Source organism: Bradyrhizobium sp. USDA 4504, from assembly GCF_054063995.1.
In genome coordinates this window covers 2,526,583-2,551,013 of record NZ_JBSSGV010000001.1, presented here as the reverse complement: position 1 = coordinate 2,551,013, position 24,431 = coordinate 2,526,583, and the positions used below count along the sequence as shown (strand labels likewise).

At 65.2% G+C, this 24,431-nt stretch carries 18 protein-coding genes; 7 read left to right on the top strand and 11 right to left on the bottom strand.

Translation table 11 applies throughout. The features are described 5' to 3' along the window. Nucleotide 1: 1 nt before the first annotated feature. From ACVMB1_RS11485 to ACVMB1_RS11465, 5 genes are all read right to left on the bottom strand, one after another. On the bottom strand, nucleotides 2-1,474 hold the full coding sequence (locus tag ACVMB1_RS11485; protein ID WP_076832244.1) for an efflux transporter outer membrane subunit: 1,473 nt from the start codon (nucleotides 1,472-1,474) through the stop codon (nucleotides 2-4). Beyond that, complete coding sequence (locus ACVMB1_RS11480) at nucleotides 1,475-4,759, bottom strand: efflux RND transporter permease subunit (protein WP_141342708.1); 3,285 nt, start codon at nucleotides 4,757-4,759, stop codon at nucleotides 1,475-1,477. It lies immediately after the preceding gene. A gap of 3 nt (nucleotides 4,760-4,762) precedes the next feature. Further along, on the bottom strand, nucleotides 4,763-7,870 hold the full coding sequence (locus tag ACVMB1_RS11475; protein ID WP_057019984.1) for an MdtB/MuxB family multidrug efflux RND transporter permease subunit: 3,108 nt from the start codon (nucleotides 7,868-7,870) through the stop codon (nucleotides 4,763-4,765). Next, complete coding sequence (locus ACVMB1_RS11470) at nucleotides 7,867-9,186, bottom strand: MdtA/MuxA family multidrug efflux RND transporter periplasmic adaptor subunit (protein WP_206601537.1); 1,320 nt, start codon at nucleotides 9,184-9,186, stop codon at nucleotides 7,867-7,869. The genes ACVMB1_RS11475 and ACVMB1_RS11470 overlap by 4 nt, the downstream gene beginning before the upstream one ends. 177 nt (nucleotides 9,187-9,363) lie before the next feature. Beyond that, nucleotides 9,364-10,809: a DASS family sodium-coupled anion symporter gene (locus ACVMB1_RS11465; protein WP_018271403.1), complete on the bottom strand. Its 1,446-nt coding sequence runs from the start codon at nucleotides 10,807-10,809 to the stop codon at nucleotides 9,364-9,366. 223 nt (nucleotides 10,810-11,032) lie between these two features. Between ACVMB1_RS11465 and aat the strand changes: the two genes are divergently transcribed. Continuing rightward, complete coding sequence (gene aat, locus ACVMB1_RS11460) at nucleotides 11,033-11,713, top strand: leucyl/phenylalanyl-tRNA--protein transferase (RefSeq protein WP_076832236.1); 681 nt, start codon at nucleotides 11,033-11,035, stop codon at nucleotides 11,711-11,713. 107 nt (nucleotides 11,714-11,820) lie between these two features. Here the strand turns inward: aat and ACVMB1_RS11455 are convergent, their stop codons facing one another. Next, nucleotides 11,821-12,822: a DUF2155 domain-containing protein gene (locus tag ACVMB1_RS11455; protein WP_168857922.1), complete on the bottom strand. Its 1,002-nt coding sequence runs from the start codon at nucleotides 12,820-12,822 to the stop codon at nucleotides 11,821-11,823. 246 nt (nucleotides 12,823-13,068) lie between these two features. On the opposite strand from ACVMB1_RS11455, the gene ACVMB1_RS11450 reads away from it, so the two are divergent. The 4 genes from ACVMB1_RS11450 (at nucleotide 13,069) to ACVMB1_RS11435 (ending at nucleotide 16,850) form a co-directional block, all read left to right on the top strand. Beyond that, nucleotides 13,069-13,848, top strand: coding sequence for an SDR family NAD(P)-dependent oxidoreductase (locus ACVMB1_RS11450; RefSeq protein ID WP_141343331.1), 780 nt, complete (start codon nucleotides 13,069-13,071; stop codon nucleotides 13,846-13,848). A 111-nt stretch (nucleotides 13,849-13,959) separates the two neighbouring features. After that, a complete protein-coding gene (locus tag ACVMB1_RS11445) occupies nucleotides 13,960-14,901 on the top strand; it encodes an alpha/beta hydrolase (RefSeq protein ID WP_141343332.1) in 942 nt (313 codons plus the stop codon). A gap of 176 nt (nucleotides 14,902-15,077) precedes the next feature. Next, entirely contained in the window at nucleotides 15,078-16,301 is a 1,224-nt protein-coding gene (locus ACVMB1_RS11440; RefSeq protein ID WP_456848572.1) for an SLC13 family permease, read from the top strand. 114 nt (nucleotides 16,302-16,415) lie between these two features. Continuing rightward, a complete protein-coding gene (locus ACVMB1_RS11435) occupies nucleotides 16,416-16,850 on the top strand; it encodes a hypothetical protein (RefSeq protein WP_229193149.1) in 435 nt (144 codons plus the stop codon). Nucleotides 16,851-17,097: 247 nt separating this feature from the next. On the opposite strand, the gene ACVMB1_RS11430 is transcribed toward ACVMB1_RS11435, so the two are convergent. Together ACVMB1_RS11430 and ACVMB1_RS11425 are read right to left on the bottom strand one after the other, a co-directional pair. Then, nucleotides 17,098-17,316, bottom strand: coding sequence for a hypothetical protein (locus tag ACVMB1_RS11430; RefSeq protein ID WP_253639892.1), 219 nt, complete (start codon nucleotides 17,314-17,316; stop codon nucleotides 17,098-17,100). 122 nt (nucleotides 17,317-17,438) lie between these two features. Continuing rightward, nucleotides 17,439-18,377 (bottom strand): GlxA family transcriptional regulator, encoded by a 939-nt coding sequence (locus ACVMB1_RS11425; RefSeq protein ID WP_456848570.1) that lies wholly within the window; start codon nucleotides 18,375-18,377, stop codon nucleotides 17,439-17,441. Nucleotides 18,378-18,517: 140 nt separating this feature from the next. Here ACVMB1_RS11425 and ACVMB1_RS11420 point away from each other — a divergent pair, with 140 nt between their 5' ends. Further along, nucleotides 18,518-19,204, top strand: coding sequence for a DJ-1/PfpI family protein (locus tag ACVMB1_RS11420; protein ID WP_253639894.1), 687 nt, complete (start codon nucleotides 18,518-18,520; stop codon nucleotides 19,202-19,204). 134 nt (nucleotides 19,205-19,338) lie between these two features. Here ACVMB1_RS11420 and ltrA read toward each other — a convergent pair whose 3' ends face one another. Together ltrA and ACVMB1_RS11410 are read right to left on the bottom strand one after the other, a co-directional pair. Then, nucleotides 19,339-20,688, bottom strand: a complete 1,350-nt coding sequence (gene ltrA / locus ACVMB1_RS11415) for a group II intron reverse transcriptase/maturase (RefSeq protein WP_069280038.1) — start codon at nucleotides 20,686-20,688, stop codon at nucleotides 19,339-19,341. Nucleotides 20,689-22,168: 1,480 nt separating this feature from the next. Further along, nucleotides 22,169-22,579, bottom strand: a complete 411-nt coding sequence (locus tag ACVMB1_RS11410; RefSeq protein ID WP_057019975.1) for an NADH:ubiquinone oxidoreductase subunit NDUFA12 — start codon at nucleotides 22,577-22,579, stop codon at nucleotides 22,169-22,171. A 268-nt stretch (nucleotides 22,580-22,847) separates the two neighbouring features. Between ACVMB1_RS11410 and ACVMB1_RS11405 the strand changes: the two genes are divergently transcribed. Next, complete coding sequence (locus tag ACVMB1_RS11405; RefSeq protein WP_310884717.1) at nucleotides 22,848-23,405, top strand: BA14K family protein; 558 nt, start codon at nucleotides 22,848-22,850, stop codon at nucleotides 23,403-23,405. Between the two features lie 67 nt (nucleotides 23,406-23,472). On the opposite strand, the gene ACVMB1_RS11400 is transcribed toward ACVMB1_RS11405, so the two are convergent. Then, complete coding sequence (locus tag ACVMB1_RS11400; RefSeq protein WP_076832182.1) at nucleotides 23,473-24,369, bottom strand: DMT family transporter; 897 nt, start codon at nucleotides 24,367-24,369, stop codon at nucleotides 23,473-23,475. Nucleotides 24,370-24,431 lie beyond the last annotated feature (62 nt).

The following is a 24,431-nucleotide window of genomic DNA, read 5'->3' as shown; positions in this document are numbered from 1 at the left end:
CTCATGGCACTGCCGCCGCCAGCGTACCGGCGGGCGTCCAGCCGCCGCCGAGCGCCTGGAACAGGCTGCTCGCCGCGAGCAGCTTGTTGAGCCTGACCGTGACCAGATTGTTCTCGGCGGTGAACAGCGTCTGCTGCGCCTGCAGCACCGTGATCAGGTTGACCGTGCCGCCGCGCAGCTGCGTCTCGGCGACCTCGAACGCCTTGCGCGAGGCGGCGACGACGTCGGACTGCAGGCGCTCCTGCAATGTGTACTTCTGCAACGCGATCAGCGCCTTCTCGACATCGGCGAAGGCCGACAGCACCGCCTTGCGATAGGCCTGCAGGTTTTGCAGCTGCTGCCCCTTGGCGAGCTTGAGCTGGCTCTCCAGCAGGAAGCCGTCGAACAGCGGCTGGGTCAGCCCGGCGGCGAGCGTGTAGTACCAGGCGCCGGGCGCGAACAGCGCGGCGAGCGCCGCGCTCTGGAAGCCGGTAGTGCCGGTCAGCTGGATCTGCGGAAAGAATGCCGCGCGCGCCGCGTCGACGCTGAAATTGGACGACGCCAGCTGCGCCTCGGCCTCGCGGACGTCAGGCCGCTGGTAGAGCAATTCCGACGGCAGTCCCGGCGTGACGCGCGGCACCGCGATCTGCGTGGTGGACCCGCCGCGCACCTTGAAATCGGCCGGCGCGCGCGCCACCAGCACGGCGAGCGCCGCGGTGTTCTGCCCGACCGTTACCTCGAGCGGCGGGATCGCCGCGCGCTGCGTGGCGACCAGCGCCTCCTGCTGCGACAGATCCAGCTGCGAAGCGGTGCCGCCCGCAAATTGCGACTTGATCAGCGCAAGGATGCGCTCGGCCGCCGCGAGGTTGCGGCGGGTGACCTTGATCTGGTCCTGCGCCGCCAGCAGCTGGAAATAGGTGTTGGCGACCGTCGCCATCGTGGTCAGCGCGACCACCTCGCGATTGTAGCGCGCGACGGTCGCGCTCTCCTCGGAGGCCGACAGCGTCGCGCGGTTCTTGCCCCAGAAATCGACGATGTAGCTTGCGCTCAGCCCCAGGCTGTACTGCGAGAAGGTGCCGCTGGTGCCGAACGACGAACTGGATCCCGTTGCCACGCGCTGACGCTCGGCATTCGCCGATCCGGAGATGGACGGCAGCAGCGCGGCGCCGGACACGCCGACCTGGGCGTCGGCCTGCACGATCTGGGCGATCGCCACCGCGATGTCGAGATTGTAGAGCTGCGCGGACTCCATCAGCCCGGTCAGTTCGGGCGAGCGGAAGCCGCGCCACCAGGCGAGCGCCGGAACAGCCGCGTCGGCATCGCCTTTGGCCGCAGTCTTGTAGCTCGCCGGCACTTCGAGGCTGAGCTCCGGCTTCTCCGCCCCGGGAATACAGCCGGACAGACCGAGGCTGAGGCCGCCGAACGCCGCCACGCGCAGAAACCGGATCGGCTTGCGCATCAACTGAAGATTTCGCAACGCTGTACCTGTCGGCATTTACTCGCCCGGTTGAAGTGAGGAGCCCGGCGTCCGCATCGCGCCGCCACGGCGCGCGCGCTGGGCCCACAGGCGGAACCGGTCGAGATAGAGGTAGATAACCGGCGTCGTGTAGAGCGTGAGGACCTGGCTCAGGATCAGGCCACCGACGATGGCGATGCCGAGCGGCTGCCGCAGCTCGCCGCCGTCGCCCATGCCGATCGCCAGCGGCACCGCCCCGAGCAGCGCGGCCATCGTCGTCATCATGATGGGGCGGAAGCGCAGCAGGCAGGCCTCCCGGATCGCCTCGAGCGGCTCCAGCCCGCGCCTGCGTTCCGCTTCCAGCGCAAAGTCGATCATCATGATGGCGTTCTTCTTCACAATGCCGATCAGCAGGATGACGCCGATCAGCGCCATGATACTGAACTCGGTCTTGAATGCCATCAGCGCCAGCAAGGCGCCCACACCCGCCGAGGGCAATGTGGACAAGATGGTCAGCGGATGGATGTAGCTCTCGTAGAGCACGCCCAGCACGATGTAGATCGCCACCAGCGCGGCCAGGATCAGGAACGGCTGGTTGCTCAGCGAGTCCTGGAACGCCTTGGCGGTACCCTGGAAGGTGCCGCGGATCGTGGCCGGGACCCCAATCCGGTTCATGGTCGCCTCGATGCTGCCGACCGCCGTGCTCAGCGACACGTTCGGCGGCAGGTTGAACGAGATGGTGTTGGCGACCAACAGACCCTGGTGATTGACCGCAAGCGGCGTCGCGCCCTGCTTGAATGCTGCAACTTCCGACAGCGGGATCATGGTCTCGCTGCTGGTGGAGACGGCCGATCCGGTCGAGGCAACGCCCTTCCCGGTCGAACCGATCGAGTTGGTGGCCTGGTTGCGCGCGGCCTGGGCGTTGGCTGCACTGGCCGCGCTGGAGTTGCCTGGGGCGACGACCGTGCCTGCCACCGCGTTGGTCGATTGCGAGCCGCCGACCGATCCGCCGGACGTGCTGATATAGACGTCCTTCAGCGTCTCCGGGTTCTGCCAGTAGCGCGGCGCGACCTCCATGATGACGTGATACTGGTTGCGCGCGACATAGATCGTCGACACCTGCCGCTGGCCGAAGGCGTCGTAGAGGGTGTTGTCGATCTGGCTCACCGTGATGCCGAGCCGGGCCGCGGCGTCGCGGTCGATCACGAGATCGGATTCCAGGCCCTTGTTCTGCTGGTCGCTGTTGACGTCGGCGAGATCAGGATCGCGCTGCAGGGCCGCCGCGATCTTCGGCGTCCATTCATTGAGCTCCTCCAGCGTCGATCCCTGCAGCGTGTACTGATACTGCGCGTTCGAGGCCCTGCCCCCGACCCGGATGTCCTGCACCGCCTGCAGGAACAGGCTCGCGCCCGGCACCACCGACATCTCGCGGCGCAGCCGCGCGATCACGCCGTCGGCGCCGATCTTGCGCTCATCAAGCGGACGAAGCGAGACGAACACGAAGCCGGAATTGGTCTGCCCGCCGCCGGTGAAGCCGACCGCCGTCTCAACCGCCGGATCGCGCTTGATGATGCCGACGAACCGCGCGAGCTTCTGCTGCATCAGCTGGAACGACACGCTCTGGTCAGCCTGGATCGAGCCGACCAGCCGGCCAGTGTCCTGCTGCGGGAAGAAGCCCTTCGGGATCACGTCGTAGAGATAGAAGTTGAGGCCGAACACCGCCGCCAGGATCAGCATCACCGACAGCGGATGCGCCAACGCCGCGGTCAGCGTTCTGCGGTAGAAATTTAGCATCGCCTCGAAGAAGCGCTCGCTCGCCCAATAGAGCCGGCCATGGCTGCCGGCGTCGGGCTTGAGCAGCACGGCGCACATCATCGGCGTGGTCGCCAGCGAGACCGCGAGCGAGATAAGGATCGAGATCGAGATCACCATCGCGAACTCGCGGAACAGCCGCCCGACGATGCCGGCCATCAGCAGGATCGGGATGAACACCGCGATCAGCGAGATGCTCATCGACAGCACGGTGAAGCCGACCTCGTTGGCGCCCTTCAGCGCCGCCTCGAGCGGGCTCAGCCCCTGCTCGATGTAGCGGGTGACGTTCTCCAGCACCACGATGGCGTCGTCGACCACGAAGCCGGTCGCGACCGTCAGCGCCATCAGGGAGAGGTTGTCGAGGCTGTAGCCGAACAGGTACATCGCCCCGAAGGTCGCAACCAGCGACACCGAGACCGCCACCACCGGAATGAAGGTGGCCCGCGCATTGCGCAGGAAGGCGAACACCACGATGATGACCAGCAGCACCGCCAGAACCAGGGTTCGTTCGACGTCCCGGAGCGAGGTGCGGATGGTGGTCGAACGGTCGACCGCAAAGCCTATATCGATCGCCGGCGAGACTGACGCCTGCAGCTGCGGCATCACCCCCTTCACGAGGTCGACGGTACTGATGATGTTGGCGTTCGGCTGCCGGTAGAGGATGATCAGCACCGCCGGCTTGCCGTTCGCGAGACCGGCATTGCGCAAATTCTCGACGCCGTCGGCCACCTCGCCAACGTCGGAGAGATGAACCGGCGCGCCATTGCGGTAGGCCACGATCAGCGACTTGTAGTCGCCGGCCTTGTTGGCCTGGTCGTTGGCGTAGACCTGGTAGCGCTGGTCGCCGACGTCGATGCCGCCCTTCGGGCTGTGGGCGTTGGCGCTCGACAGCGCCGCGCGGACGTCTTCCAGACCGATGCCGTATTTGTAGAGCGCCTGCGGGATCAGATCGACGCGCACGGCCGGCAGCGAGCTGCCGCCGACCACGACCTCGCCGATGCCCTCGACCTGCGACAGCTTCTGCGCCAGCACCGTGGAGGCGGCGTCGTAGAGATCGCCGCGCGTCAGCGTATCCGACGTCAGCGTCAGGATCAGGATCGGCGCGTCGGCCGGGTTGACCTTGCGGTAGGTCGGATTGCTGCGCAGGCTGGTCGGCAGGTCGGCCCGCGCCGCATTGATCGCGGCCTGCACGTCGCGCGCCGCGCCGTTGATGTCGCGGTTCAGCCCGAACTGCAGCGTGATGCGGGTCGCGCCCACCGAGCTCGACGACGTCATCTCGGTGACGTCGGCGATCTGGCCGAGATGTCGCTCGAGCGGACTTGCGACCGTGGTCGCGACATCCTGCGGGCTGGCGCCGGGCAGCGTCGCCTGCACCGAGATGGTCGGGAAATCCACCTGCGGCAGCGGCGACACCGGCAGCTTGAAGAACGCGACAATGCCGGCCGCCGCAAGCCCGAACGTCAACAGCGTCGTTGCCACCGGCCTACGGATGAAGGGCGTTGACGGATCCATGGCTCAACGCGACCCGCTCGCCTCGCCGATCTCGTCCGCCCGCCCGGCAAACCGCAGCGCGAGGCGATCGAACCAGAGGTAGATCACCGGTGTCGTGAACAGGGTCAGCAGCTGGCTCACCAGGAGGCCGCCGACGATCGAAATGCCGAGCGGATTCCGCAGCTCGGACCCCGCGCCGCTGCCGAGCATCAGCGGCAGCGCGCCGAGCACAGCTGCCATCGTCGTCATGATGATCGGCCGGAACCGCAGCAGGCAGGCCTGATAGATCGCCTCCCGCGGCGGCTTGCCCTCGTTGCGCTCGGCATCGAGCGCGAAGTCGATCATCATGATCGCGTTCTTCTTCACGATGCCGATCAGGAGGATGATGCCGATGATCGCGATGATCGTGAGATCCTGTCCGGCCATCATCAGCGCCAGCAGCGCGCCGATCCCGGCCGAGGGCAGCGTCGAGAGGATGGTTAAAGGATGGATGAAGCTCTCATAGAGCACGCCGAGCACGATATAGACCGTGATGATCGCGGCGAGGATCAGGAACAGCTGGTTGGACAGCGAGGACTGGAACGCCAGCGCCGCGCCCTGGAAGCTCGTGATCATGCCGAGCGGCTGGTTGATGTCGGCCTGCGCCTGCTTGATCGCCGTCACCGCCCCGCCGAGCGAGGCGCCGGGCGCCAGGTTGAACGAGACGGTCGCCGACGGGAACTGGCCGAGATGCGAGATCTGCAGCGGCGCGGTCTCCACCCGCATCTTGGCCATCACCGACAGCGGCACCGGCGTCGAGCCCACCGATGACGGCAGGTAGATCGACGACAGAGAGTCCAGCGAAGTCTGCAGCGACGGATCGGCCTCGAGGATCACGCGGTACTGGTTCGAATTGGTGAAGACGGTCGAGACGATGCGCTGGCCGTAGGAATCGTACAGTGCGTTGTCGATCGTCGCCGGCGTGATGCCGAATCGCGCCGCCTGGTCGCGGTCGATGTCGACGAACACCGAAAGCCCCTGCGCCGAAATATCGCTCGTGACATCGCTGAGCTGGGGCAATTCCCGGAGCTTGTCGACCAGCTTCGGCGTCCATTCCGCAAGCTCGTTCGGATCGGCATCCTGCAGGATGAACTGGTACTGCGTCCGGCTCACCGTGCCTTCGATGGTGAGGTCCTGGACCGGCTGCATGTAGAGCGTGATGCCGGTCAGCGCCGCCGTGCTCGCCTTGATCCGGTCCATGATCGTCGAGACATTGGCCTTGCGCTGCTCATGCGGCTTCAGATTGATCAGGATGCGGCCGCTGTTCAGCGTGGTGTTGGTGCCGTCGACGCCGATGAACGACGACAGGCTCTGCACGTCCGGATCCTTCAGGATCGCGCTGGCGAGCCGCTGCTGCCGCTCGGCCATCGCCGCATAGGACACCGATTGCGGCGCCTCGGAGATCGCCTGGATCACGCCGGTGTCCTGCACCGGAAAGAAGCCCTTGGGGATAACGACGTAGAGCAGCGCCGTCAGACCAAAGGTGGCGAGCGCGATCAGCAGCACGAAGGTCTGGCGATCCAGCACCCAATTGAGCATCCGGGCGTAGATCGCAATGACGGCATCGAAGCCTTCGCGGCTGAGCCGCTGGAAGGTGTTTTCCCGCGCCATGGCCTCCGGCTTCAGTAGCTTGGCGCAGGCCATCGGCACCAGGGTCAGCGACACCACGGCCGAGATCAGGATCGTGACCGACAGCGTGATGGCGAATTCGCGGAACAGGCGGCCGACGACGTCGCCCATGAACAGCAGCGGGATCAGGACCGCGATCAGCGATACCGTCAGCGAGATGATGGTGAAGCCGATCTGCTCCGACCCTCGCAGCGACGCCTCGAGCGGCGATTCGCCCTCCTCGATGTAGCGCGAGATGTTCTCGATCACGACGATGGCGTCGTCGACCACGAAGCCGGTCGCGATCGTCAGCGCCATCAGCGACAGATTGTTCAGGCTGAAGCCGAACAGATACATCGCGCCCAGCGTGCCGACCAGCGAGAGCGGCACCGACAGGCTCGGGATCAGCGTGGCGCGGGTCGAGCGCAGGAACACGAAGATCACAAGCACGACCAGAATCACGGCGAGCGACAGCTCGTATTCGACGTCGCGCACCGAGGCCCGGATCGTGACGGTGCGGTCGGTCAGGATATTGAGGTCGATCGCGGCCGGCAGCGTGGCCTGCAGCTGCGGCAGCAGGTCCTTGATGCCCTGCACCACCGAGATGACGTTGGCGCCGGGTTGGCGCTGGATGTTGAGGATGATCGCCGGCGTCTCGTTCATCCAGGCGCCGAGCTTGTCGTTCTGCGCGCCGTCGACGACGTTGCCGACATCGCTGAGGCGGACCGGCGAGCCGTTCTTGTAGGCGATGATCAGCGAGCGGTAGTCGCTGGCATTGCGGATCTGGTCGTTGGCATTGATGGTGTAGGCGCGCATCGCGCCGTCGAAGTTGCCCTTCGGCGTGTTGACGTTGGCGTTGCCGAGCGTGGTGCGGAGATCGTCGATGTTGAGGCCATAGGCCGCGAGCTTGCGGATATCAGCCTGGATGCGCACCGCGGGCCGCTGGCCGCCGCTGATGCTGACGAGGCCGACGCCCGGCAGCTGCGAGATCTTCTGCGCCAGCCGCGTGTCGACGAAATCCTGTACCTGGGTCAGCGGCATGGTCTTCGAGGTCAGGCCGAGGGTCAGGATCGGCGCATCGGCCGGATTGACCTTGGCGTAGATCGGCGGCGCCGGCAGGTCCGACGGCAACAGATTGCCCGCGGCATTGATCGCGGCCTGCACCTCCTGCTCGGCGACGTCGAGCGAGATCGACAGGCCGAATTGCAGCGTGATCACGGACGAGCCCGCCGAGCTCACCGAGCTCATCTGGGTCAGATTCGGCATCTGGCCGAACTGCACCTCGAGCGGCGCCGTCACCGACGAGGTCATCACGTCGGGGCTCGCGCCCGGATAGAAGGTCTGCACCTGGATGGTCGGGTAGTCGACCTCCGGCAGTGCCGCGACCGGGAGAAATCTGAATGCCAGCATGCCCGACAGCATGATGGCGATCATCATCAGGGTCGTCGCTACCGGCCGCAGGATGAATGGCCGCGACGGGTTCATTTCTTCTGCCCGTCCTCGGACCGCTTGTGGTGGCCGCCTCCGGGATCAGCGCCGTCCTTACTATCTCCCTTGCCGTCTCCCTTCGCGGCCCCGTTCGCCGCCCCCTTGGCCGCAGCGGCAGGGTTCGCGGCATCGGCGGCGGAGCGCACCACCACCTTCGCACCCTCGCGCAGCTTGTCGGCGCCGTCGATCACGATGCGATCGCCGGCCACGAGCCCGGACAGCACCTCGACCCGGTCGCCGTCGGTGACGCCGAGCTTGACCGGCCGAACCGAGACCGTGCTGTCGGCGTTGACGAGATAGACGAAGGTGCCGGGGACACCGCGCTGGATGCCGGCGGTCGACATCGTCGTCGCATCCTTGTGGGTATCGAGCAGCAGGCGGACGTTGACGAACTGGTTCGGAAACAGCGTGCGCTTGTCGTTCTCGAACTGCGCCCGCAGCTTGATGGTGCCGGTGGTCGCATCGATCTGGCTGTCGAAGGTCTGCAACGATCCCTCGGCGAGCTTGTTGGCGCCGCTGCGGTCATAGGCCGCCGTCGGCAGCACCGCGCCCTCCCTCAACCGCTTCGAGACCGCCTGCAGATTGTCCTCCGGCAGCGTGAACAGCACGCTGATCGGCTCGAGCTGCGTGATCACGACGAGGCCGTTGGTATCGCCGGGCGTCACATAGTTGCCGAGATCGACCTGGCGCAGTCCGACGCGCCCGTTGATCGGCGACACGATGTGACAATATTGCAAATTCACCTCGGCCGACTTCACCGAGGCGCGATCGGCCTCCACCGTGCCCTGGTACTGCGCGACCAGCGCGACCTGGGTATCGAGCGTCTGATGCGGCACGGCGTTCTGCGCGGCGAGGTTCTGGTAGCGGGTGAGATCGACCTGGGCGCCCTTCAGCTGCGCCTCGTCGCGGGCGAGCTGGCCCTTGGCCTGCGCCAGCGTCGCCTCGTAGGGGCGCGAATCGATCTCGGCGATCAGGTCGCCCTTCTTGACCTCATCGCCCTCCTTGAAATCGATCTTCATCAGATAGCCGCTGATCTGGCTCCTGATCGTCACGGTCGCGAGCGACGTCACGGTGCCGAGCGCATTCAGGCTGACGCCGATATCGCCCTTGCCGATCGTCTCCGGTACGATCGACATCGGCCCGGCGTTGCGCCCGCCACCGGCCTGCGGCGGCGCGGCCTGCTGCCGCGTCCACCAGACGATGCCGGCAAGCACCGCCAATACGAGACATCCCGTCAGAAACCCCCGCCAACGCGATCCTCGCCTGGTTCGCTCGGGCGCCACAATCGACGGGTCTTTGATCTGCTGGTCCATAACCTGCCCACGAAGAAACACGAATGAGCTCGCGCGGCTCTATGTGTCCCCTGAACTCCGCGCGCGCCACATCCGACGAAGCATTTTGAAGGCTTCTGCCGGACAAAGCGCGTTAAGAATTGTAAGGATAGCGGCTCTTCCCGGTCGGCCGCTGTTTCTCGCTGGATTGTGGCTATTTTACCCGATCATTTGTAACCAGGGCAACACGATCAGCAACAATCCGGCAAAGTAGATCAGGCCGAAGATCAGCCCGAATTTCCAGAAGTCGCCTTTGCCGATATAGCCGCTGCCGTAATACATCGGCGCCGGTCCCGTGGCATAGGGCGAAATCACGCCCATCAGGCCCAGCGAATAGACGCAGAGCAGCATCAAGGTCTGCACCGACAGGCCGGGAATGCTGGAGCCGACGGCGAGCACCACCGGCAGCACCGCGGCGGTATGCGAGGTGATGCTCGAGAAGAAATAGTGGATCCAGAAGAAGAAGGTGACGAGCAGGATCATCCCGACCAGCGGCGACGTGCCGGAAAGCGGCTTGGCATAGCCCTCGGCGACCCATTTGATGAAGCCGATCTCGTTGAGGCCGGACGACAGCGTGAGCAGCGAGGTGAAATAGAAAAATACCTCCCACGCACTCTTCTCCGCGACGATGTCCTCGAACGCGATCACGCCGGTCAGCAGCATCAGCGAGATCACGACGAACACGACCGTGGTCGCGTTGATGAAATTCGAGCCGAGCAGCGGCACGCTGATGTTGGGATTGGAGCCGCAGATCCACAGGAACATCGCGAGCACCACCAGCACCGCCATGATCCATTCGTGCCGCGACGGCGGCCCCATCTTGGCGAGCTCGCCCTCGCTCCAGGTCACGATCTCGGGGCTCTCCTTGATCTCGGGCCGGCAGACCAGATAGCTGAGCAGCGGCACCAGCAGCAGCAAGAGGATCCCGAGCGGCGCGAAGCCTATGAACCATTGCGACCAGCCGACCTCGATGTTGACGAGCTTCTTGGCGATCGAGAGCGCGGCGGCGTTCGGCGCCAGCGCGGTCAGGAACAGCGAGCTGGTGACGGCCGTGGTCGCGAACGCGGTCCACATCACGAAGGTGCCGATCTTGCCCGCGGTCGGGCCGGGCTCGGAGCCGTAGATGCGCGGGATGTTGCTGACGATCGGATAGATGGTGCCGCCGGAGCGCGCGGTGTTGGACGGCGTCGCCGGCGCCAGCACGAGATCGGAAAACGCCACCGCATAGCCGAGCCCGATGGTGCGGCGGCCGAGGCCGCGCACCAAGAGCAGCGCCAGCCGGCGGCCGAGCCCGCTCTTGCGATAGCCGATCGAGAACACGAAGGCGCCGACGATCAGCCACACCGTGCTCTCGGAAAAGCCGCCGAGCATCCAGCGCAGCGATTTGTTCGGGTCGTGCTCGACATAGCCGCCGATGCCGGCGACCGTCAGGCCGATCAGACCGACCGCGCCGACCGGCATCGATTCAAGGATCAGCCCGGTGATCACGGCGGCGAACACCGCGAAATAGTGCCACTGATTGGCGTTCAGCCCCGAAGGCACCGGGACCAGATAGATCACAAGCCAAACCAGCAACGGCGCAAACGTCCGCCATGACCATTTCATGCAGCGTCCCCCTCACCTGTGTCGATTGTCGGGCGCGCAAGCCGCCGTGTCCCGGCAGCGCCGCCATCTTTTTGTTGCAATCTAGCACGACCGCGCAGTCCGTCTCGGGAAACTGCTGCGGAACGGCGCGGCTTGTGGAGGAACCAGCGCGTTTCGTCAACACGTAGCGTCCCGGTGGCAGCCCCCATCGCAAGACCGCCCGCGCTTTGCTATCCTTGGCGGTATGACGTCACGCGACTCCGCCTCCTCCGAGATCACGCCCGAGGTGCTGCTGCGCGCCTATGCCTGCGGCATCTTCCCGATGGCGGAGAGTGCCGACGATCCGACCCTGTTCTGGGTCGAGCCGGAATTGCGCGGCGTGATTCCGTTCGACGGCTTCCGTGTCGCCTCCCGCCTGGCGCGCACCGTGCGCTCGGATGCCTTCACGGTCACCGTCGATACCGCGTTCAAGGCCGTGATCGCCGGCTGCGCGGCGCCGCAGCCCGGCCGCGACGACACCTGGATCAACAGGCGCATCCGCGATCTCTATGTCGGGCTGTACGCGTCGGGCCATTGCCATAGCGTCGAGGTCTGGCAGGACGACAATCTGGTCGGCGGGCTCTACGGCGTCAGCCTCGGCCGCGCCTTCTTCGGCGAAAGCATGTTTCACACCACGCGCGATGCATCGAAGGTCGCGCTGGTGCATCTGGTGGCGCGGCTGATCGCGGGCGGGTTCGAACTGCTCGACACGCAATATGTGACGGAGCACCTGAGGACGTTCGGCGCGATCGAGATCTCGCGGCGCCGCTATCGCGCGCTGCTCGACAAGGCGATCACGGGCGCGCCGGCGGATTTCCGCAAGCTCGACGCCACCCAGCCGGTCAAAGGTGCCGACGCGCTGGCAATCATTGCCGAGCGCAATTGAACGGTTGATCGCGTAGCCCGGATGAAGCGAAGCGCAATCCGGGACAAGTCTCTCCGCGGAGAGAAACCCGGATTTCGCTGCGCTCCATCCGGGCTACGCCGTGCTTGCTAGTTCCCAAACAATCCGCCGAACAACCCGCCCGGCCGCTGCTGTTGCTGGGGCGGCGGAGGTGGCGGCTGCTGCTGCTGGTATTGCGGCTGTGGCGGCGGACGCGGCGCGGCCTGCTTCGGCGGCGCGCGCTTCTGGGCCGGCGGTGGCGGAGGCGTCGGCGCCTTCGGCGGGTCGGGCGCAGCGGTCACGATGGTCTGGTCCGGCCCTTTGCAGTCGGTCAGCCAGATGTCGTAGATCGGATGCTCGACGCCGTGCAGGCCGGGGCTTGCCGCGAACATCCAGCCCGAGAAGATCCGCTTCACCTCGCCCTGCAGCGTGATCTCGTCGACCTCGACAAAGGCGTCGGTGTTGGCGGCTTCCGTCGATGGCCTCGTGTAACAGGCATCGGTCTTCACCCGCAGCGCGCCGAACTGCACGGTCTCGCCGATATCCTCGTCAAAATTGATGATGCGTCCGGTGATCTTGTCGAGACCGGAGAAGCTCGCCTTCTTGTTGGTAATCTTGGTCGACGGCGGCTCCTGCACGACCTCGTCGCCCGGCTGCAACGTGGCAGGCGTCTGCGGCGGGGTGCCTGGGGGCGTGCCCTTGGGACGCTGCCCCGGCGGCAGCGGGTTGGCGCCGGGCGGCGTATTGGCGACGGCGGGACCGCCGGGTTGCGGCGGCTGCACAGCGACACCGGGCTGGGTGCCCTGCGGAGCCACCGTCGAGCCCGGCGGCGGCGCCAGCGGCTGCGACTGCACGCTGCCGGGCGGCGGCACCGCCTGGCCTGGCGGCAGCGCCCGCGGCTGTGTCGGCAGCAGACGGCCGCGCGGCAATTCCGGCACTTCCTCGTCGTCGTCGCTGGGAGGAGCCGGCTGACCACGCGGGATCGAGCCGGGCGGACGCGGCGCGGGATCGGAGAAAATCGTTCCGATCTGCGCGCGCGCGGGCGGCGCAAGCGAGATGGTTGAGGCGGCAACCAGGGCCGCAAAGCCAGTCAGGGCAACGGTTCGAAGCATCTCGCGCGGCTTTAAAGGGCGAATCGGGCTCGCGACAGTCTACCTTGATATCGGCCGCTCGCAGGCCACCGGTTAACACGCCGAATACGGCGGGGAAAGGGCACCCGGCCACCTCTCCCCGGTCCACTGGGCAGCCTCTGGTCACTCCTGGGAACACGTGTGATAGTCCTCACGCTGAAGGCACGCCGCCGCGCGTGAAAACCAGGAAAATCCGGATCGAACCGGACCAGCCAGAGGAAACCCACCATGCCCGATCGCATCAGGCTCGACGGCCGGGTCGCCGTCGTCACCGGGGCTGCCGGCGTCATCGGAACCGCCTCGCTTCAACTGCTCGCCGAACGGGGTGCGCGGATTGTCGCAGTCGACCGCAAGGGCGCCGATCTCAAGGCCGCCATCAAGGACCTGCCCGCCTCGGCCGAGGCCCTCGCAATCGAAGCCGACGTTACCGACGAGGACGAGGTCAAGGACTATGTCCGCGCCGCCGTCGACCGCTTCGGCACCATCGATGCCTTCTACAACAACGCCGGCGTCGAGGGCGACATCAGGCCGATCCCCGAATATTCGCTGGAGAGCTTTCGCCGGGTGCTCGACGTCAATGTGGTCGGCGTCTTCCTCGGCATGAAGCATGTGCTGCCGGTCATGCTGAAGCAGAACCAGGGCAGCATCATCAACACCGCCTCGATCGCGGGCCTGATGGGATCACCGATGATCGCGGTCTACAGCGCGAGCAAGCACGCGGTGATCGGGCTGACCAAGAGCGCGGCCTGGGAATGCACCGGCACCAGCGTGCGGGTCAATTGCGTCTGCCCCGGCATGATCGAGAGCCGGATGCTGAGCACGATCCTGCAGGGCCGCTCCGGCGGCAACGCGCCGCCGCCGATCGAGAAGATCGTCGACCGCATCCCGGCGCGCCGGCTCGGCCTCGCAAGCGAGGTCGCCTCCATCGTCGCTTTTCTTGCCTCCGACGAGGCGAGCTACGTCTCCGGCTCCGCCTACACCGTCGACGGCGGCCGCACCGCCGCCTGACACGACCGTCATTCCGGGATGGTGCGCAAGCACCAGACCCGGAATCTCGAGATTCCGGGTTCGATGCTTCGCATCGCCCCGGAACGACATCACCAAAAGAAGGTCCTCCCAATGCCCGTCGTTCTCGATCCCGATGCCGCTGCCGTCTACAAGGCGTTCCAGGAGTCCGGCCGTCCCGCCTATGAGACGCTGACCGCGCCGGAAGCGCGCGACTATTACCGAGCCGCCCGCGTCGTCTCCAATCCCGAGCCTCCCGCGTTGGAATCGAGCAAGCCGCTCGCGATCCCGGCGCCGCACGGCACGATCCCTGCCCGCATCTACACGCCGTACACGCTGCGCAAGAAAGACGGGCTCGCGCCCTGCCTGGTGTTCTTCCACGGCGGCGGCTGGGTGATCGGCGACCTCGATACCCATGAGGTGGTTTGCCAGAAGCTTGCCCATGAGGGCGAGCTGATCGTGATCTCGATCGATTACCGCCTCGCGCCCGAGCATCGTTTCCCTGCCGCGGTCGATGACGCCGTCACCGCGACCCGATGGGTCGCCGCCAATGCCGGGGATCTCGGCATCGACGTCGCGCGCCTGATCGTCGGCGGCGACAGCGCCGGCGGCAACCTCGCGGCGGTGGTTGCCCTGACCGCCCGCGACGGCGGGCCGAAGCTCGCGGCCCAGCTGCTGATCTATCCCGCGACCGATTTCTCGCGGAAGCATCCCTCGCATCGCGAGCCCGAGACCAGCATCCTCCTGACGCATTCGGTGATCGGCTGGTTCGCCAACCATTATCTCGGTGACGCCGACAACAACGACTGGCATGCCTCGCCGGCGCGCGCGAAGGACTTTGCCGGCTTGCCGCCGGCCTATGTGCTGACCGCCGGCGCCGATCCGCTCCGCGACGAAGGCGACGAGTATGCGAAATTCCTCAAGGACGCCGGCGTGCCGGTGACCTACCGGCATTTCCCCGGCCAGTTCCACGGCTTCTTCACCATGGGCAAGCTGCTCAATCAGGCCAATATCGCGGTGACCGAGATCAGCGCCTGGCTGAAGACGCTGGGCTAAGCAATCAGATCAGCGGCGACGTGCCTAGCGTCGTCCCGATCGGGCTCGCGAGCGCATCGCGAGCCTGTTGCGGCGTTCCTGTTGCGGCGTTAGTGCGCCTTGAAGTTCCCCACGCCGCGCGATAGTGCCGCCGTCAGCGCTTCACGCCGCCGGGCACTCCAGCCATCGAGATCGTCTTGCTCACGCCACTCCTCGTCTACGGTATCCCGCTCGATTTCATCCTGTTCGCGCTGACGCTGCTCGGCGTCGCGATCTTCCATCACCACACGCTCGCGGTGGCGCTGACGGGCCTTGCCGCGATCGTCGCCTACAAGCTGCTGTTCGCGGGCTTTGCGAAATTCGGCGCGGGCCTGCCCGGTCTCGCGCATCACATGGAGCATGAGTGGGTCACGCTCGCCAACCTGTTCCTGCTCCTGATGGGCTTTGCGCTGCTGTCGCGCCATTTCGAGGAGAGCCGCATTCCCGACGAGATGCCGGCGCTGCTGCCCGATGACTGGAAGGGCGGACTGATCCTGCTGGTGATCGTGTTCGTGCTGTCGGGCTTCCTCGACAATATCGCGGCCGCGCTGATCGGCGGCACCGTGGCCCGCCACGTGTTCCGTGGCCGCGTCCATATCGGCTATCTCGCGGCCATCGTCGCCGCATCGAATGCCGGCGGCGCCGGCAGCGTCGTCGGCGACACCACGACGACGATGATGTGGATCGACGGCATCAGCCCGCTCACGGTCGTGGAGGCATATGTCGCAGCCATCGTCGCGATGCTGGTGTTTGCGGTGCCGGCCTCGCTGCAACAGCACCGCTTTTCGCCGATCGTGAAGGATGCACCGTCCGGCCTCAGAATCGACTGGGCGCGGGTTGCGATCGTCGCCGTGATCCTGCTCGCCGCGCTGACGGCCAATGTGACGGCCAATCTGAAGTTCCCCGCGCTGCTCGATGCGCTGCCCGTGCTCGGGCTCGCGGTCTGGGCCGCGATCCTGGTCACCTCGGTGCTGCGCCGACCGGATTGGTCGGTGATGCCCGAGACGCTGAAGGGCACCGTCTTCCTGCTCGCGCTGGTGACGGCGGCCTCGATGATGCCGGTGGAGAAATTGCCTGCCGCATCGTGGCAGACCGCGCTCGGGCTCGGCTTCGTCTCGGCGGTGTTCGACAATATTCCCCTGACCGCGCTGGCGCTGAAGCAAGGCGGCTATGACTGGGGCTTTCTCGCCTACGCGGTCGGATTTGGCGGGTCGATGGTCTGGTTCGGCTCGTCGGCGGGCGTTGCAGTGTCCAACATGTACCCGGAAGCCAAATCGGTGGTCCGCTGGATCACCCAAGGCTGGCCGATCATGGCGGCCTATGTCGTCGGCTTCTTTGTGATGCTCGCACTGCTTGGCTGGCATCCCGACGCGCCACATTGACGCAACACAATGCTGCAATGCACAATTGCGCTTACCTCAAAACTGTGGAAAATCGAGACAATTCCGTTGACATTGCTAAACTCCATTCGCCGTAACAAGTTATGGAGAGTTCGCATGAGTGTTAGTGCAGAAGTCCTCGCCCGCGCTCCGTCGGAGCAGATGGAGGACGAAATCAACACGGTGACTTCGCATCGACCACGCAGCAACATCCGGCCCCTCTCGCCGATGCCGGACTATGTCGAGCATCGCAACGGCGTCAACGAGGTGGGCAAGCTGTCGGCCGAGGCGGTCGTGCGCGAATATGAAGCGGCGGTGAAAGAGATCGAGGCCCTTGGATCGGAACTGCAACTGGCCGCCAAGAACTGCGAGGTCATGGTCGCAGGCGTTCATGACATGATCGCGGAGATCAAGGAGTTCGCTGCCGGTTACCGCGATCAGGGCAAGCGCTTCTTCCTGCAGATCGAAGCCGTCTCGCTGATGACCGCGGAGGTCAGGGATACCTGCGAAGCACTCAAGAAGAAGATCGCAACCGATACATTGGGCCAGTGATCTTTCGGTTGAAGCACGGTTCGCGATCAGAGCATCCGTGGATCTCTGCGATCGTGGGCTGATCCTGTATTGGTGAATGACTGCGCTATTCCGGCGCGGCGGAACCGTTAGTTCTATTCAAGACCAAGTCGCTCAAGACTAAGTCGTTCAACATCTTGCCCCGCTTCGGCGGGGCATTTTTTGTTGCGAGACGAGTGATCTCTGCACGGGCTGCGTCCTCGAACCGGCCGGACCTCCGTCCATGCCCTTAACGTGCGTCAGTTGCACGCCCGGTCATGTCCGTTGCCGGAGGCAAATCGGATATCGCGGACCAGCGATCGCTGAAATCCTTGGCCGGGATTGTGTCCGTGCCGGCGACGGCAATGCCGTCGGTCCGGGGCGCGTGCGACTTGATGGTCGCGGCGGTCGCGGTGACAGCCAGCAGGGCGACAGCCACGAACCCGGTAATCGTTCGATGCTTTGTCATTAGAACCTCCTCGGGTCCCCAATGCCCACTTAACGTGGGTCACGGGAACCCTCGTCAGGTTCATCACTGCAAAGACGACATGGATCGCGTGAAATCGGACAACGAGCTTGTCCCAAACGCGCCTACCCGGCCCGCGCCGCACGCCGCAGTGATTGCGGCGGCTGGCCGAAGGCGCGGATGAAGGCGCGGCGCATCCGCTCAGGATCGCGGAAGCCGGTGATCTCGGCGACGCGCTCGATCGCCTCGCCCGACGACTGCACGCGCTGCCGCGCGACTTCGATCCTGAGCCGCTCGACCGCTTTCGACGGCGTCGTGCCGGTCTCCGCGATGAAGGCGCGGGTGAAATGCCGCGAACTCATCCCGGCCTTGTCGGCGAGGTTCTCGACCGTCAGCGGCGCATCGAGATGCTCGCGCGCCCAGGCGAGCAGTGGCCCGAACCGGCCGTTCGGCGTCTTCAATTCCAGCAGCGAGGAAAACTGCGACTGCCCGCCGCTGCGCCGATGATACAGCACGAGTTGCCGCGCGGTATTCTGCGCGACCTCGTCGCCATAGTCCTCGGTGATCATCGCGAGCGCGAGGTCGATGCCGGCGGTGATGCCAGCCGAACTCCAGATATTGCCGTCACGCACGAAGATCTGGTCCGGCTCGAGCTTGATCTTCGGATAAGTCTTCACGAAATGCGGCGTGCGCTGCCAATGCGTGGTGGCGCGGCGGCCGTCGAGCAGGCCCGCCTCGGCCAGCACATAGGCGCCCGAGCAGACGCTGGCGACGCGAATGCCGCGGCTGGCCATCCGCCGCACGAATGACAGCGTGACTGGACAGGTCGCCGGCGTGCGCACACCGTTGCCGCCGGCAATGATCAACGTCGTGATCGCCGTCGATGGCTTGAAGCCGCGTGCGAGCATCTCGACACCGGACGAAGAGCGCACCGGTCCTGCCTTCACGGCAAGCGTCCTGATCGCCGGCGCGTTGTTGGCGAAGCGCGCCGCGATCTCGAAGGCCGCGATCGGCCCGGCCGCGTCGAGCAGCTGGAAGTCGGGAAAGATCAGGATGCCGATCATCGCCAAATCCTCGCGGGTGACGTTACTTTCCTGGCAGCCCTCTCTCAGGAGCCTTCGTCCGAAAATAAGGGAAATACGCCATTTTGGACGAGAGGCCATCATGACATCGTGGTTCCGTCAAGCGCTATTTGGAGCCCCCGATGACCGAACCCCTGCAGATTGGATTGCTCGTCTTCCCGAAGGTGACCCAGCTCGACCTGACCGGTCCGCTGCAGGTGTTCTCCTCGGTCCCCGGCGCCAAGGTGCATCTGATCTGGAAACGCATCGAACCTGTTCCGACTGATTCCGTCATGGTCCTGACGCCGACCACGACCTTTGCCGATTGCCCGCAGCTCGACGTGATCTGCGTGCCCGGCGGCTTCGGCACCAACGACATGGTCGGCGACGAGGAGATGCTGGCCTTCCTGCGCAAGCAGGCCGAGGGTGCGAAATACGTCACGTCGGTCTGCACGGGATCGCTGGTGCTCGGCGCGGCCGGCCTGCTCAAGGGCTTTCGCGCCACCACGCATTGGAGCTCGATCGATTTCCTGTCGGGCTTCGGGGCCATTCCGACCAGGACGCGCGTCTGCGTCGACCGCAACCGCTTCACCGGCGGCGGCGTCACGGCGGGCATCGACTTTGCGCTGACGCTGGTGTCGCAGCTCGTCGACCGCAAGACCGCGGAAGCGATCCAGCTCAGGCTCGAATACAACCCGGCCCCGCCGTTCAACGCGGGCTCGCCGGAGACCGCACCGGCCGAGATCCTCGCTTTCATGAAAGAGCGGATCGCGCCGTCGCAGGCGCGCCGCGCCGACTTGATGGGCCGTGCCGCGGCACGGCTGTCCTGACCTGATCGCCGCAATCGGGATAGGGGGGAGCCTCGCAGCCCCTCCCACCGGGTCACCGGAGGCGGTCGCCCGCCCCCGGTTCCCACAGAACGTGGCGTGCGGATTTCCCGCACCGACGCTCTTCGACAGTTGGTTCACAGCACTGCAAGCGCTTGCAGCTCCCGATAAGGGAGGCGCAGCTTAGGCTTCAGCAACGGTGTCCGTTCTTTGATTTGGTTGAAGGCGTCCCAAGTGAGGCGTCGGCCTGCCCAGCTGCGGCTGCGCAGCATTCCGCGCCAGTAACGCTCCACGGCCCGATAGACTTTTACGAGGCTCCGGAGATTTCCGGCGACGCCGTAATAGCCATAGTGGCCGCGCAGGACGAGGTTGATTTCATCGGCCTGGTCACTGATCTTGTAATGCCGTATTTGCCGCATCAGCTCCTGCAGAGACATAAGGCTGCGCTTTAGCCGAGATTTCTCGGTGCGCATCCCAACCTTGAAGTTGCCTTTTTGGTTTCGCGTGCAATAGAGCGTCAGCCCCAGAAAGTAGATTGTTTCCGGGCGGTTTCTGCCGCGTTTGCCCGCATGTCTTTGCGCGAACCGACCAAACTCGACCAACTTGGTCTTGGTCGGCTCTAGAGTGAGGCCGAACTTCCCCAACCGAAGACGCAAGGCCTCCTGTACGCGGGTGGCGTCCGATCGATATTGGAAGCAGATCACAAAGTCGTCGATATAGCGCACCAGTCGGGCTTCGCCCCGCAACCGACCCTTCACCACGCGTTCGAACCAGAGGTCGAGAACGTAATGAAGGTAGAGGTTGCTCAAAAGCACACTGATCGATCCGCCTTGTGGCGTTCCTTGTTCGCTCGGGTGCACCGCTCCGTCTTCCAGGATGCCCGCTTTCAACCAGCGCCGGATCAAGCTGATCAGGCGCGGATCACCGACTCGATGTTCGACAAACCGGAGGACCCGATCATGATCGAGACTCCCGAAGAAGTTCTTCAAATCCGCCTCCAACACCCAGCTGATCATGCCGCCGGCGATCACCTCATTGAGGGTCGCCAAGGCATGATGGGCGCTGAGCTTCGGCCTGCCGCCGAACGAGCAGGGTAAGAAGTCCTGCTCGTAAATAGCGGCCAGCACCTCAGCCGTGCTGCGCTGGAGCGCCCGGTCGGCGACAGTTGGAACCCCGAGGGGGCGCTTCTCCGTCTTACCGGGCTTGGGGATATAGACCCGCCGAATGTTCGGCGCCCGATATCCCTGGCGATGGATGGATTGGAGCATTGGCCCTATCCAGTCCTCGAAGCTCTCCTTCGCCGCCTCCACCGTCTGTCCGTCCACCCCGGCGGCGGAGCGCTTCGGAATCTGTAATAGATTCTTTTGCACTCGGTCGCGCGTGATGTGATGGGCCAACGAGGTGAAGCGAAGATTTGTCTCGCGCCGAGCTTTCACTGCTATTTGTTCAAGTTTCGTTTCCATGGTCAGCTGATCTTCTCTTTGCATAGAAGGCCGTAACTCCCGTTGAATGGAGCCCATGTCGCCCAAGAACAATTCAACTACCGCTGACCGCTTCCCCATGTGGCCGGCTCTCCCGTCCTCGGAGTACTATCGGTCAGTCTGACTTCCACCCGGTCGTCAGACCCTTCTCACCTCAGCGGCTTGGCAGGTCTTACAAGCTTGCGCTTGAACCGGATGGATCTCCCTTGTTCACGCTGCTTCCTTTGATTGCATGCTGGCGGTACGAACCCCGGGAGCACCTCTGACCGCTCGCGTTGTCGCGGCCTGCGGTTCCGCCTTCCCCTTTGAGAGACAGGGTCGGCTACTCCGATCACGTTCGATTTCGGGGCTATTTTCCCGTTCACTTCATTCCGGCCTACAACCTCCCTGTCTACGCTTCGCAACGGCCGTTACCGGACGCCACGCAAGACTCGGTTCGCGGCTGCTCGCTAGGCTTTGCCGCGGCCGTCATCTCAGACGGCAGACTTCAACGCGCTTGCAAGGCGCAACTCCCACACCACCGTACATACGGGTCCGTATACGGCGGTTCACCGGATTAAGCGCGAACGGTTTGTTTTGCGTCCGCGCCAGAGGCTCAGATAGTGGTCTCCGTCGTGTCGGCTTCGGCCCCTTTGAGCGGCGCCGTCCGGGCTTCACCCTTTCCCGCCGCTCCAAAGGCCAGTGACCTGGATTTCAGCCGCATGGCCGGCTCGAGGCTTCCACATCCAAACGTCTTTCCAGCGTTCGGGCCTTCAGCGAAACTCGTTCCGCCTACTATGCCGTCTGCTGACTTCTCCGTCGCGATCACGGACCTTGCGGCCCGCTCAGTCCGGTCGCCCGGACACGCCGAAGATCTCCCGAGGTAAGTTCGACCGCCTTCCCTGCACGCCCGCCGGATTTACCACCCCAACCCTTGATGACTGTGGACTTTGCGATCATTGGCTCGCTCGTCCGGTTGGGTAGGCCTCGTTATCCGGTTTTTGTCCATCGGGCCGCAGGTTTGCTCCACCACGCTTCCTTCAGACCCCACCTCGCGATGACGCCCTTGCGCTTCGCTAACCCTTCGCCGCCATCAGGCTGGGTAAAGGACTTCCACCTCCAAGCTGTCGAACATGCTCGGCACACCAAGAAAAAGGCCGCCCGGTTTCCCGAGCGGCCCTTCCTGTCTCACGGTAGCCTCACATTTGCGGGCGATTTCAGGACGTCTGTACCGGGGGCCTATCTCCCGGCCGCATCCAACTCGGAGGCCGCTGCACATCGGGACAGTCGCGATCTGGAGCCCGATCCGACGCGATGGTTTCCCATCTCCGTAAGATGGCCCTATTGAGCCGCGAACCCGCGCCCGGCGCAAGCGGGCAGCATCGGCTGCAGCCCACCTGTCCCCGCTGTTACCGTTGTTCACAGGCGCGCGCTTGCGCTGCCGGGCGCGTGTGCGATGCACGCGCGTCGTTACGCACGTGCACGTCAGAACAACAATGCGTGAAAGTCAGCTTCCCGGCGTCCAGGCGTGATAGTCGCCGGTCGCCTTGGGGCGGCGGCCGCTCGCCAGCGTCGAGCCGGACGGGCGGTAAGCCTGCGCGGTGCCGGTCAGGTTCGGCAGATGCGGCTTCTCCCATTCGCGCGCCTGGTAGCTCTCCTCGGTCGGCGGCACATCAACCGTGTGATGCAACCAGCCGTGCCAGCCGGCCGGAATGCGGGAGGCTTCGGCGTAGCCGTTGTAGACCACCCAGCGGCGCTCGAAATGCAGCGTCGGGTCGATCTCACCGCCCTTGGTGCGGTAATAGCGGTTGCCCTGCTCGTCCTCGCCGACCAGTTCGCCGAATCGCGAGGTCCACAACTGCGTGCCAAAGGTCTGGCCATTCCACCAGGTGAAGAATTTCAGCAGGAATTGTTTCATGCGTGGCCGGTCGTCGGTTCGAGGCTATGGGCTCTGATGCCACCTCATTCCCCAAATGTCCAGCCGCCGCCAAGGTAGCTCCGCACCCCTCGGACAGCTCCCGGTTTATGCACCCGTTTGGCGACCAAATGACGCGCTCACGAGGAGTTTTGTTCAGCTGCCATACATGAGCCGCCGGCTACGCGAAGATGACCCACAATCAATGTGGAGCACGGGAACGTCCGACCACAGAGATGGTTAGACATTCACCGTTTTGATGGAGTCCAAAATGATCAATATGAAGGTTCTGAGCACCGCCGCGGCTCTGGCGCTTGCGCTGCCGTTGGCTGTGGCGCCGACCGTTTCGTTCGCCCAGTCTGCCGCACAGATGGGCGCGATGGGCGGCGGCGGTGGCCACGTTGGTGGTGGTGGTGGCGGCGGTGGTGGCTTTGGCGGCGGCGGCCACGGAGGTGGCATGGGCGGCGGCGGAGGCGGCGGCTGGCACGGCGGCGGTGGCGGCGGTCACTGGGCCGGTGGTGGCGGCGGCGGTTGGCGCGGCGGTGGCGGCTGGCACGGCGGTTACCATCGTGGCGGCGGGTTCTGGCCCGGCGCGGTGGCCGGTGCGGTCGTCGGCGGCGCCCTCGCCTCGGGCGCGTATTACGGCTCCGGCTATGGCTACGGCCCCGGCTATTATGACGACAGCTACGGCTATTACGATGAACCGTCTGTTGCCGTGGAGGTGCCGAGTGGCGGCGGCGCCAGCTACTGCGCGCAGCGCTACAGGTCCTACGATCCTGCCTCGGGCACCTATCTCGGCTATGACGGCCGGCGGCATCCCTGCCCGTAATGAAGGCCTGAATTCTTGATTGCAAAAGGGCGGCGCCAGCGCCGCCCTTTTTTCATGTACGCAAGTCTTATGTGCGCAAGGCGACCGCGACGGCCGCGAACGTCACCACGAGCGCTGCGATGTCGCTCGTGCTGAGCGGCTCGCGCAGCATCGCCGCTGCCGCAAGCACGCCGACGACGGGGACCAGCAGCGTGCCGATCGACGCGGTCGCCGCCGGCAATCGCTCGAGCGCCGCAAACCAGCAGACATAGCAAAGGCAGAACTGGATCAGCGTCATGTAGATCATCGACGCCCAGCCGAACTGCGACAGCGCGGCGAGCTGCGGCTGCTCGATCATGATGCCGATGATTGCGATCGGCACGCAGCCGATCGCAAGCTGCCAGGCCGCGAGCGACAGCGGCGGCATCGCGAGCTTGAACGATTTGGTCAGCACCGTGCCGAGCCCGACGCAGACCGCGCCGGCGAGCGCGAACAGAATCCCCGGCAGCTTGCCGAGGCTTGCGTCGATGCCGCCGCCGCCGATCAGCACCGCGATCCCGGCGAGCGCCACCGCAAGCGCAAGCGCACGCGGCAGCGACACACGCTCGCCGAGCACCGGCCAGGCCACCAGCGCGACCCACACCGGAATCGATATCCCGAGCACGGCCGCCTCGCTGGCCCGCAGCCAGATCAGCGCGAGGCCCATGGACGCGACCCAGCCGCCGATCGACAGTGTCGACACCAAAGCAAGCCGCAACCACATGCCGTCGGGCACGCGCAGCGTCTGTCCCCGCACCAGCGCGACCAGCCCGAGCGCAACCGCGCCGACCACGCCGCACAGCCCGCGCGCGGACAGCGGCGGCCACTCCGTGAGCAGGAACTTCATGATCGGGAAGTTGAGTCCCCAGCCGATCGAGGCGACCACCAGGAATGCGACGCCAAGCGGTGACAGCGGGGCGCGGCCGGCGATGGGAACTGCGGTCATGGACCTGTCGTAAAGGGGATGGACAAATACAGGTGATGTGTCACGGCTAGCTGGAAATCTGC